The organism is Agromyces sp. NPDC058136, from assembly GCF_042884375.1.
GTDB lineage: Bacteria > Actinomycetota > Actinomycetes > Actinomycetales > Microbacteriaceae > Agromyces.
Genome location: NZ_JBHVUA010000007.1, coordinates 209941 through 220556, shown reverse-complemented (window position 1 = coordinate 220556; position 10616 = coordinate 209941). Strand labels below are relative to the sequence as shown.

Sequence of the window (10616 nt, the reverse complement as noted above, 5' to 3'; positions counted from 1 at the left end):
GCCGGCTGCAGCGTGGTGACCGTGGCAAGATGTTCGGAAACGTGGTGCACCGGGAACGCGATGATGCGCCCGAACCGACGGGACTTCACCGTGGATGTCGTCGGTTCGAGCCCGGCAGGGCCCACCGTTTGAAAGTACTGGTCAACCCAGAGTTCTCTACTCATCCCCGAGTCGCGTGTCTTGGCGTGTGCGCGGACAACGGCGGGGCCCTCGAGGCAATCTCCGCGAACCTGCTCAGGCCACGCCTCCGCCGCCCTTCGGATCGGCTGCAGGCGTGTTTGCAACCTTCTGCGGTCGGGCGGACATCCCTGTGTGTCGGTATTGCCGAATAACACGATCGAAGGGGATTCGATGACGTCCAAGGCCAAGCTGCGCTCTGGTGTGATCACGATTGCGCCACACGGCGGAGTCAGAGGTGAACCATCCGTGAGCCAGCAACGGTGAGACCGTCTGCCGCTCGGCGGTTCCTCCTGACGGCGCTTATCTGCGCCTTAGGTTCATCTCGTACGGTCTCGCCCATGAGCACAACCGACTCCGAGGGCATCGGAATCGAGGCATCTGACGATCGTTCGCAGGTGCACATCCCAACCGTCCTCAAGGCCGGCAGAACCGCTGACGCTGGGGGCGGTGTCGCTGTCGGCGCGGCAGTCGGACACAGATTCGGTTTCGCTCACGGAGTTGGGGACCTCGACGACCTCGTGCGACGCGACGAACGCGGGCCAGGAGGGGGGAGCGCATGGGAGCACAGGCACGAGCAGTGATCCCGTTCTCCCGTCCGTATCGCGCTGCCGCAACCCTCGAGCGCCTGAAATTCGTCGTCGAGTCAGATCACGCCCACGGCGATGGACCGTTCACGGCGGCTGCGAGCGCGAAGCTCCGTGCGCTGACCGGAGGTGATGTGCTGCTCACGACGTCGGGCACTCATGCGCTGGAAATGGCCAGTCGACTCGTCGATCTCGGGCCGGGGGACGAAGTCGTGCTGCCGACGTTCACGTTCTCTTCCGCTGCCGCTGCCGTCGCGATGACGGGCGCGTCGATCGTCTTCATCGACGTCGAAGGACCGTCGGGCAATCTCGACGTCAGTCAGGTCGCCGATGCCGTCGGTCCGAATACCAGGGCCATCTCGGTGATGCACTATGGAGGCCAGCCCGTCGACATGTCCGCGGTGATGTCGATCGCCGCCGAGCGCGGACTCGCGGTCATCGAGGACAACGCGCACGGTCTCGGCGTCATGAGCGAGTACGGACCCCTCGGCCGCATCGGCGATGTCGGGGTGCAGAGCTTCCATGACACGAAGAACGTCCACGCCGGCGAGGGTGGCGCGCTCCTCGTCAACCGCGAGCGTGACCTGCTGCGCGCGGAGGTCATGCGGGAGAAGGGCACGAACCGCTCCGAGTTCCTCCGGGGGGAGGTCGATAAGTACAGCTGGGTGGATTGGGGATCGAGCTATCTGCCGAGCGAGTACTGCGCTGCCGTTCTCGATGCTCAGCTGGACGCTTTCGACCAGATCCAGAGCCATCGTCATCGCACCTGGGAACGGTACGCCGAGGGGCTCGCCGAGTGGGCGGGACGCGTCGGGGTCGAGCTCATGGAGCCTGCTGGTGGGATACACGCCGCCCACCTGTTCTATCTGCTCGTGCCGGATTGGAACGATCAGTCGGACCTCATCCGGACGCTCCGCGCAGCAGATGTCGTGGCCGCCTTCCACTATGTGCCGCTCGACTCGAGTCTCGCCGGTCGGCGCTTCGGGCGATCACTGCACCCCCTGGCCCGCGCGGAGGACTTGTCGCACCGCCTCGTGCGTCTCCCTCTCTGGGCCGGGATGACCGATGACGAGATCGACCGAGTGATCGACGCCGTCACCCGCTGGACCCCGACGAAGGAGAACAGATGAGCAGAATCCAGACCGCCATGCAGAGCCTCCGGCAAGGAGGTCTGCGCTCGACCGCCTGGCGCGGTGCCAAGTGGCTGAACGGACGGTGGGACCCCTTTCGGGTGAAGCCGCTCTCGAGCATCCACTCCGAAGACCTCGTCGCGGTCGACTGGTCGCACCCCGTCCGGTTCAACACGCATACGGTCGATCGACCCTTGCGCGGCTATCGGGTGGCCTGGATCATCTCCCCGCCGAGTCGCACGAGTGGGGGACACCAGAACGCCTTCCGATTCATGAGCTTCCTCGAACAAGCCGGGAACCCGACGACGGTGCTCTTGTATTCCCCCGCCAAGTACCCGGTACTGAGCATCGACGGAATCCGTCAGATGATGCGCGATACGACGGCGTACCCCGAGATCCGAGGCGAGTTCCGTCGTTACGACCCCGCGATAGGGATCGAGGGCGAGTACGACGCGATCATCGCCTGCGACTGGGAAGCGGCCTACGCAGCCCACCGCTACCCGGCCACGGCGAAGCGCTTCATCTTCGCGCAGGACTTCGAGCCCGCCTTCTTCGCCTGGGGCAGCGACTATGCCGCCGCCGAGAACAGCTATCGACTGGGTTTCCACGCCTTCTCGGCCGGCGGATGGCTCGCAGAGAAGCTCCGTCGCGACTACGGCATGTCATGCGACCACTACGACTACGCGATCGACCCGGGCCGTTACTCGTACCTCAATACGAAGCCGCGGCGCGAGGTCCTGTTCTACGCCCGCCCGCCCACACCGCGGCGCGCGACCGAGTTCGGTCTGCTCGCGCTCCTCGAATTGCACCGTCGCCGACCCGACGTCACGATCAACCTGGTCGGCTGGGACATGTCCGGCTTCGACGTGCCGTTCCCGTACGTCAACCACGCAGCGGTCGACATCGCCGAGCTGAACGCGATCTACAATCGCTGCGCGGCGGCGCTCATCCTCTCGCTCACGAACATGTCACTGTTGCCGATCGAAGTGATGGGCGCAGGCGTCGTGCCTGTCGTGAACGATGCGCCCAACACCCGCGGCGTGCTCGACAGCGAGCACATCGAGTTCACCCCCATGGCGCCGGGCGCACTCGCAGACCGGCTCATCTCAGTCCTCGACCGTCCCGACCAAGCCGCACACGCGGCTCGCATCGCGAAGGCGGTCGCCGACACCGATTGGAACGATCCCGGCGTCGAGTTCGTGACCGCCTTCGACCGCGCGATGCAGACCTCGTTGTGATGGCATGATCCACGGGATGCACGGATCTGCCCGCGACATCGAGGTCACCGTCGTGATCCCGGTTTTGAACGGGGAGCGTTACCTCGCCGAGGTCCTCGATGCGGTCGCCGCTCAGCAGGGCGCCGGAACCGTCGAAATCCTCGTCATCGACTCAGGGTCGACTGACGCCTCGCTCGGGCTCGTGCGCGCTCGCCCCGGCGTCCGCCTGCACGAGATCCCGAACGATGAATTCGGCCACGGCCGCACACGCAATCTCGGCGCCCGGCTGGCCTCTGGTCGCGTCGTCGCGTTCCTCACTCAGGACGCCACCCCCGCGGGCCCGCATTGGCTGCGCGAGCTCATCCTCCCGCTCTCGATCCCGAGCGTCGTCGGCGTCTTCGGCCGGCAACTGCCCCGCTCGCATGCCTTCCCGCTGCAGAAGTACGACATCGGGCGTGCATTCGAGATGCAGGGTCCGCCCGACCGGGTCTCACTCCGGAGCCTTGCCGGCGGCACGCCTGACGGCCTCGATCGGCTCGCCTTCTACTCAGACGTGAACTCAGCGAGCACTCGCGCGTTCCTCACAGAGGTGCTGCCGTACCGAGACATCGCGTACTCGGAGGATTTGGCCTTCGCGCGCGACGCGTTGACGGCCGGGTTCTCGATCGCGTACGCGCCTGCTGGCGCGGTGCTGCATTCGAACGATGCGACGATTCGCGAGTACCGTCGGCGGATGTTCGACGAGACGGTCGGGCAGCGGAGATCGGGCTCGAAACTCCCGCCTCTCCCGCTTCGCACAGCCGTGGCCCATGCCGGCGCCGGCGCGCTGCGGGACAGCATCCGAATCCTGCGTGACCGCGACTACGGCCCTGGCGCGTCCCTGCGCTGGCTGATCGTGAACCCTTGGTACCACCTCGCCCGCTGGCGAGGCATGTCGGCGGGATCTCGCGCCGCGCTCGACGATCTCGCGGCGCTCGACCGGGCCTCCCTCGAGGCCACGCGGCGGGAGTCGGCGGCTCGCTCGACGACGGAACCCGACCTTCCAGCCGGTCCGCACTCGACAGCGCTGTAGAGACCCGGCGCTGAGCAGTGGATTCACTCGCATGGATGCCCCGTGACGCGGAGGGGCCGGGTCGCTGTCGCGACCCGGCCCTTTCGTCGTTCAGCGCGGCTGGGCTCGGCTCAGCGGAGCGGCTTGCAGAGCAGCGCGTCGGGCACACCGCCGTGGTTCCACCGGTACGTGAATGCCACGCCGGCGATGTATTCGGTGTCCTTGCACTGGCCCTTGTAGTTGCCGGGCGCCCAGTCGCTCGCGGTCGAGCCGCCGCCGGCCGGGCGGTTGTCGCCCTGGTCGAACCAGATCAGGCGGCCCTGGCTCGCGGGCAGCGCGGTGGTGCTCGTCGCGCAGAGCAGGTTCCACATCGCCGCCTTGGTGCCGCCGCCGGTGCCGAGGCTGTAGCCGACCGCGACCTCGCCGGGGTTGCACTGCAGCTTGCTGTAGCCCGAGGCCCAGTCGTTCGTGATGTTCCCCTCCCCGCTCTGCACGCGCGGGTTCGAGGTGCTGATGCCGCCGATGTCCGTGCACAGTCCGCGGTTCGTGCTCCGGGCGATGCCCTGCAGGCGCTGGGTGTCGGGGCAGGTGCCCTTCCACTGGCCGGGCGACCAGTCGGGCCGCTGCAGCATCGTCATCGAGGACTGGCTGTCGACGAAGCTGCCGCTGCCGATCATGTTCCAGCGGGGCACGGAGTCCACCTGGCCGGTCTTGCCGTCGGCGTTCACGAGCTTCACCCACTGCGGGTAGCGCCAGTCGTCGGCGATGCTGAGCTTCGTGCCGTCGGCCTTGTAGGCCAGCAGCGAGAAGCTGTCGACGAAGGTGCCGTCATCCTTGGCGTGTGCGACGAGGGGCCACGCGGCGAAGTCGCTGTCGTTCTCGATGAGGATGTCGGTGAAGTTCACCCACCACGCCTTCTCCTGCTCGTTCGTCTGGCCGGCGCCGGTCGTACCGAACTCGCTGAACCACACCGGGGCCGTGTAGTGCTGGCCGGCCGTGTTCACGAACTGCACGTCATGGGTGACCGAGAACTTGAGTTCGTCCGCAGTCATATCGCGGTAGCGGGCGTCGTGCGTCTCGCCCCCGCTCAATCCGGTCCCGCCGGTGTGGTACGGACCGGTGAAGCCGTAGATGTGGGCGGCGTAGACGAGCTTGTCGGTGTACGGGAGGGCGTTCGAGAGGTTCGCGACCGGCTTCAGGAGTGGCCGTTCGTGGTGCGTGATGTCGGTCGGGATGCCGACCCAGTTGATGCCTTCCATGATGACGAGCACGTCGGGGTTCGTCTGCTGGATGGCGATGCCGGCCTTCTGGAACGCCTGGTAGAGGTCGTTACCGTCGCCCCAGCCCCAGTTCGGGTCGTTCCAGGTGTCGCGGCGCACCTCGTTACGGAGGTCCATGCCGACGACCCGGGGGTTGTCGGCGTAGCGCTCGGTGAGCATCACCCAGTCGCTGATCCACTTCTCGGTGGTCTGGCTGCTGTACCACTTCGTGTTGCCGTCGTTACCGCAGCACCAGCGCGACGTGGTGGTGTGGTTGTTCAGGATCACGGCGAAGCCGTCGGCGGTGAGGGCTTCGACGACGGCGTCGAAGACCTCGAGCGGGGTCTTGCCCAGAAGCTCAGGGTTCGCGTCCACCGCGACATCGGGCACCGGAGCCGTCATGCCGAGCATCTCGTTCGAGAACGAGAGCCGGATGCTGTTGAGCCCGAGCGCGTGGAAGTCGCTCATGAGGGTCGCCATCGGCACCCGGTCGAGGCCCATGGGGATGTCGTAGCTGATGCCGCTGTTGTGGTTGGCGGGGTCGTTCTTGTCGCCGTTGCCGGTCCAGTGGCCCTGCGCGCCGTCCCAGTTGGCGGATTCGAGCTTGAACCGGTCGCCGTTCGCGTCGACGATGTAGCGGCCGACGGTGCTGAGCGGCGCCGTCCACGAGGCGGCGAGTTCGGGGCCGGTGAGCACGGGGATCGGATCTTCCGGTGTTGCTGCGTACACGGGACTCGCGACTGATATCGCGAGGGCTGCGGTCGTGAGTCCGACCGCGACCCGTAGGGTGCGACGTTGCATTCTGCGAACCTCTCTGTCCTGCCGTCGGCGGTCACCGTCGCAGGTCTGCGCGGGCGCCGACCCGGCTCCTGAGCGGTCAGGCTATTGGCGGGAGCGAAGTCATGTCAACGTAAACATCGTCTGTTAAGGCAACGTAAACATTCCCGACCACCCAGGTGATCACGGATTGCGGTCGGCTCATCCGTGCCCAAGCGCCTCCATGGGTCGCCCGTGGTAATCCAGCACATCGGGGCCCGGGCTGACCACGATCGAGGTAGGGCTCCCCGAGGCAAATCGAGCATGCATCGCCTACTGGCGAGGCGACTTCGAGGAAACGATCACCCGACTCGACATCGTCGTCGTCGTCGACGACGACGCTCTCGCGAAGCCTCGCACGCCTGTATTTCGTGATGAACCTCATCGCCCTGAATCGCGAAGATCAGTACTTCGCGGCCGCCGGGCTGCTCCACGGCGTGAGCAAGACGGACAATCACGGTATCCCGTGGGACCCCCTGCGCAGGGTGGCATCAGCCTGGATCGTCCATGCCGAGGGCCAGGACGAGAGGGCGAGGAGCATCGCGGCGCCCGCGCTGACCCGAACCGGCGCCGCTGTCGCGCACGCGCTTCTCGCCGAGCTCTACCGAGGCCTCGGCGAGTCGGCCCGCGCCGCTTAGGCGCATGGCTCCGCGACCAAGACCCGGCTACGCGATGAAGCCCTCGCTCAGCACCCCATCATCAGCTTCGCGGGCGGGTGGGTTGCGCCCACCCGCCCCGAAGCTCATCGGGCGACGACGGGGTAGTGGTCTGCGTAGTCGTTGTGGGTCACGCCGCCGAACGAGCTCGGCGGGGCGACGGGCGTGATCGTCGTGTTCGTCCAGGGCGCACCCTGGTTTCCGGTGCGGTAGAGGACGTAGTCGAGATGTTCGGGGGCGTGCCCCGGGTACCTCGTGGAGGTCATCGAGTTCGTGGCGGGGTCGAACGTGTAACGGGGCCCCGCGTAGGCAGGCTCGACGACATCGAGGGTCGCGAGCATCTGGGCATACTCGGGAGACTCGCGAATGACGTTCAGGTCGCCGGTCACGACGACCGGTTCCGTCGAAGGGATGGCGAGGCCATCGAGGAACGCGTCGAGCTCACCGAACTGGCTCGCGCGCACCGACTCCGCATCGACGCATCCGGTGTCCTCCGCCTGCCCGTGCGTGCCGACCACGTGGACGGGCGACCCGTCCACATCGAGGCGCACGTAGACGAAGCCCTTGTTCGAGAACCAGTCGGCGCCGCAGGCGTCGTCGTAGACGTACTGCACCTTGCGGGTGATCGGCCACTTGCTGAGTACCGTCACGCCGCCGTCTTCGGGGGTCGCCCAGGAGTAGTCGCCGAGCGTCTGGTCCCAGCCTGACTTCGAGCGGCCCATGACCGGAGTCTGGTACGGGTACTGCGCCGCGAGCCCCGACTTCAGCCGGTCGGATGGCCCATTGTCGAATGCCTCCTCGAACACCACGACGTCGTGGCCACGAACATAGTCGGACTCGGCGATCAAACGCGCGCGCGTGCCATTATCGAACGAGCCGGTAATCGGCGGCAGCATCATCACGTTGTGCGTGAGCACGCTGAGCGCAGGCGCGTCGGCCGACTCGAAGATGGACTCTGGCACGGGTTCGGATGCCTGCGCCGGCGCGACTGCCAGCGAAGTGACGGCGAGAGCGGCGACCGCGACGGTCGCGGTCAGACCGATACTGCGGATGATACGTGGCATAGGTGTTCCTCCTGTCTCGGTGCGCCCGATCAGGCGCACCGACGACGCAAGCAGGCGAAGACGACCGATGAGGGAACAGCGGATGACATCTCGGCGCCAGTAGCCGCGCGCTGGATCGGACTACTCGACTCCGTGCATCGAGCCGCCTGGTCACGGCAATGGCAGATCTCGTGGAGTCGATGCCGCGACTTCGTCTCGCGTTCGACTACTCGGAGGTCGGTGCGACGATCAGGGCGAGCCCCGTCATGTCTCCCTGCGAGAAGCCGAAGGACTCGTAGAGTGCCGCGCCATCCGCAGTCGCGAACAACCCGACGAAAGCGGGACTCGGTGCCCGGTCGGCGATCAGATCGAGCGTGCGCCGCAGCATGGCGCGGCCGATTCCGGCCCGCTGGTACTCCGGATCGACGGCGACATCCTGGATGTAGAAGTACTTGACGCCGTCGCCGACAACTCGCACCATGCCGACTGCGCGAGACCCGACGGACGCGACGACGCCGAGAGTGGACCCCGCCAATGAGCCGGGCATGGTGGCCCAATCGAACGCTTCGTGCCACCCCACTGCCTCGGCGAGCCGTCGATGTTCGGTCGGAGTCGGCAGACGATTCTCGAGCAAGAAGGTGATCATGGAAGTGTCGACGAGATCGGGAGCGCTCATTTGTACGAGCCTATGGATCCACGGCCCCGATCGCGAGTACGGCGCTCCACCGTCGAAGTCGTGTCTCAGGCGGAGTGCGCGGCGATGAGGGCCATCGCGTTGTCGAGGTATCCGACCGCGGCCTCGGGGTCGACGCGCACCGACGCGAAGGCCGAGACGACGAGCCCCGTGCAGATGTCGGCGAGGAGCCGCTGCTCATCGGGCGTCGCGGCGGCGACGCGCGCTCGTACGCCGTTGCCGAATGCCGCGCGGAGCTCCGCCCGGTAGGAGGCGATCGTGCGCGCGACGGCGTCGTCGTGCCCGATGGGGGAGGAGGAGGCGTTGACGAGGAGGCAGCCGCTCGATGCCAGCAGCGTACCGTGCCGGGTCAGCGCCCCGCGCAGGCCGGTCAGGTACTCCTCGAGTGCGGTCGGGGCGACGGATTCGACGGTCAGCGGCGCGAGCCGGGGGCGGATCACCTCGTCGAGGTAGCTGTCGAGGGCTGCGTCGAACAGGCCCCGCTTCGAGCCGAACGCGTGGTAGATGCTCGATCGGCTGAGGCCCGTCACGCGCTCGAGTTCGGGCAGCGCCGCACTCTCGAATCCGTGCTCCCAGAACACCGCGCGTGCGGCGCGCACGACGTCGCCCGTGTCGAACGTCTGCGTGCGGCCCATCGGCGACTCCATCTCGATTTGCGTACCGGTCGGTCCAGTATATATTGGATCGAACGGTACAGTAATCATCGTCGGCACGCTGCCGCTTCGAAAGGACTCCCCATATGGTCATCGCGGGACTCGTGCTCGCCGGCATCGCGGCGCTCGTGCACGTCTTCATCTTCTATCTCGAGTCCATCGCCTGGACGAGCAAGCGGGCCCGGAGCATCTTCGACACCGGCACGGTCGAGCAGGCCGCCGTGCAGAAGGAGCTCGCGTTCAATCAGGGGTTCTACAACCTCTTCCTGGCCGTCGTGGTCGCCATCGGTATCGTGTTCTTCGCAACGGGGGAGCCCGTCATCGGCGCGACGCTCGTGTTCACCGGTGCCGGCTCGATGGTCGCCGCGAGCCTCGTGCTGCTGCTGTCGAGCCCCGACAAGGCGGGCGCCGCGCTCAAGCAGGGGGTCATCCCCGCGCTCGGCGTCCTCGTGCTCGCAATCGGCCTCGCCCTGTAGCGAGCGACCCGGCGGTAGGCTGGGCGAGTGCCCCAGCAACTCGCCGACGTCCTCGCCGTCACCGAACGACTCTGGCCTGCGGCGGGTGCAGAGGCATGGGATGCCTCGGGGCTCGTCTCCGGCGCGCAGGGCGCGCCCGTCCGGCGCATCCTGCTGACCGTCGACGCGGTCGCCGCGACCGTCGACGAAGCGGTCGAACAGGGCGCCGACCTCCTCATCGCTCACCACCCGTTGCTGCTCCGCGGCATCACGACGGTCGCAGAAGACCGCTACAAGGGCTCCCTCCTCGCGAGACTGATCCGCGCCGACTGCGCACTGCTCGCGGCGCACACGAACGCCGACGTCGTCGCGACGGGCACCTCGGCGGTGCTCGCCGAGCGGCTCGGGCTCGTCGAGACGCAGCCGATCGAGGCATCCGCCGACGGTGCGACCGGCATCGGCCGGGTGGGCCGTCTCGCCGAGCCGACCACGTTGGGGCGGCTCGCCCGTGATCTTGCCGAGCTGCTGCCCGCGACCGCGACCGGTGTTCGCGTCGCCGGCGGCTTCGACGACCCCGTCGAGACGGTCGCCGTGTGCGGCGGCGCCGGCGACTCCTTGCTCGCCCACCCGCTCGTCCGGGCCGCCGACGCGTACGTCACCGCCGACCTCCGGCACCACCCCGCCTCCGAGGCGCGCGAGCAGGCCCTCCTCGGCGGCGGCCCCGCCCTCGTCGACGTCTCGCACTGGGCGAGCGAGTGGCTCTGGCTCGACGTCGCCGCCGCCGAACTTCGCGCCGCGCTGCCGGGCGTCGAGGTGGCCGTGAGCGAGATCCGCACCGACCCCTGGGACTTCCAGGTCGTGCAATGATGACTTCTTCC

At 67.4% G+C, this 10616-nt stretch carries 10 protein-coding genes; 6 read left to right on the top strand and 4 right to left on the bottom strand.

Going from position 1 to position 10616, the window contains the following annotated elements:
* Positions 1-736 precede the first annotated feature (736 nt).
* Genes rffA through ACFVTX_RS18005 form a run of 3 tightly spaced genes read left to right on the top strand, consistent with a single transcriptional unit; the run spans position 737 to position 4183 of the window.
* Entirely contained in the window at positions 737-1894 is a 1158-nt protein-coding gene (gene rffA / locus ACFVTX_RS18015; RefSeq protein ID WP_386902574.1) for a dTDP-4-amino-4,6-dideoxygalactose transaminase, read from the top strand.
* Positions 1891-3132 carry a glycosyltransferase family 1 protein gene (locus tag ACFVTX_RS18010; protein ID WP_386902572.1) on the top strand — a complete coding sequence of 414 codons (1242 nt, stop codon included), beginning with the start codon at positions 1891-1893 and terminating at the stop codon, positions 3130-3132. The genes rffA and ACFVTX_RS18010 overlap by 4 nt, the downstream gene beginning before the upstream one ends.
* A 4-nt stretch (positions 3133-3136) precedes the next feature.
* Positions 3137-4183, top strand: a complete 1047-nt coding sequence (locus ACFVTX_RS18005) for a glycosyltransferase family 2 protein (protein ID WP_386902570.1) — start codon at positions 3137-3139, stop codon at positions 4181-4183.
* A 110-nt stretch (positions 4184-4293) separates the two neighbouring features.
* Here the strand turns inward: ACFVTX_RS18005 and ACFVTX_RS18000 are convergent, their stop codons facing one another.
* Complete coding sequence (locus ACFVTX_RS18000; protein ID WP_386902568.1) at positions 4294-6222, bottom strand: glycoside hydrolase family 5 protein; 1929 nt, start codon at positions 6220-6222, stop codon at positions 4294-4296.
* Between the two features lie 389 nt (positions 6223-6611).
* Between ACFVTX_RS18000 and ACFVTX_RS17995 the strand changes: the two genes are divergently transcribed.
* Entirely contained in the window at positions 6612-6875 is a 264-nt protein-coding gene (locus ACFVTX_RS17995; protein ID WP_386902566.1) for a hypothetical protein, read from the top strand.
* 104 nt (positions 6876-6979) lie between these two features.
* On the opposite strand, the gene sph is transcribed toward ACFVTX_RS17995, so the two are convergent.
* The 3 genes from sph to ACFVTX_RS17980 form a co-directional block, all read right to left on the bottom strand.
* Entirely contained in the window at positions 6980-7957 is a 978-nt protein-coding gene (sph, locus tag ACFVTX_RS17990) for a sphingomyelin phosphodiesterase (protein WP_386902564.1), read from the bottom strand.
* Between the two features lie 205 nt (positions 7958-8162).
* Complete coding sequence (locus ACFVTX_RS17985) at positions 8163-8612, bottom strand: GNAT family N-acetyltransferase (protein WP_386902562.1); 450 nt, start codon at positions 8610-8612, stop codon at positions 8163-8165.
* 65 nt (positions 8613-8677) lie between these two features.
* A complete protein-coding gene (locus ACFVTX_RS17980) occupies positions 8678-9265 on the bottom strand; it encodes a TetR/AcrR family transcriptional regulator (protein WP_386902560.1) in 588 nt (195 codons plus the stop codon).
* A gap of 104 nt (positions 9266-9369) precedes the next feature.
* Here ACFVTX_RS17980 and ACFVTX_RS17975 point away from each other — a divergent pair, with 104 nt between their 5' ends.
* The gene (locus tag ACFVTX_RS17975; RefSeq protein WP_386902558.1) at positions 9370-9759 is read left to right on the top strand and encodes a DUF1304 domain-containing protein; all 390 of its coding nucleotides are present in this window, start codon (positions 9370-9372) and stop codon (positions 9757-9759) included.
* A 27-nt stretch (positions 9760-9786) separates the two neighbouring features.
* Positions 9787-10605 (top strand): Nif3-like dinuclear metal center hexameric protein, encoded by an 819-nt coding sequence (locus tag ACFVTX_RS17970; RefSeq protein ID WP_386902556.1) that lies wholly within the window; start codon positions 9787-9789, stop codon positions 10603-10605.
* The last annotated feature ends 11 nt before the right edge of the window (positions 10606-10616 follow it).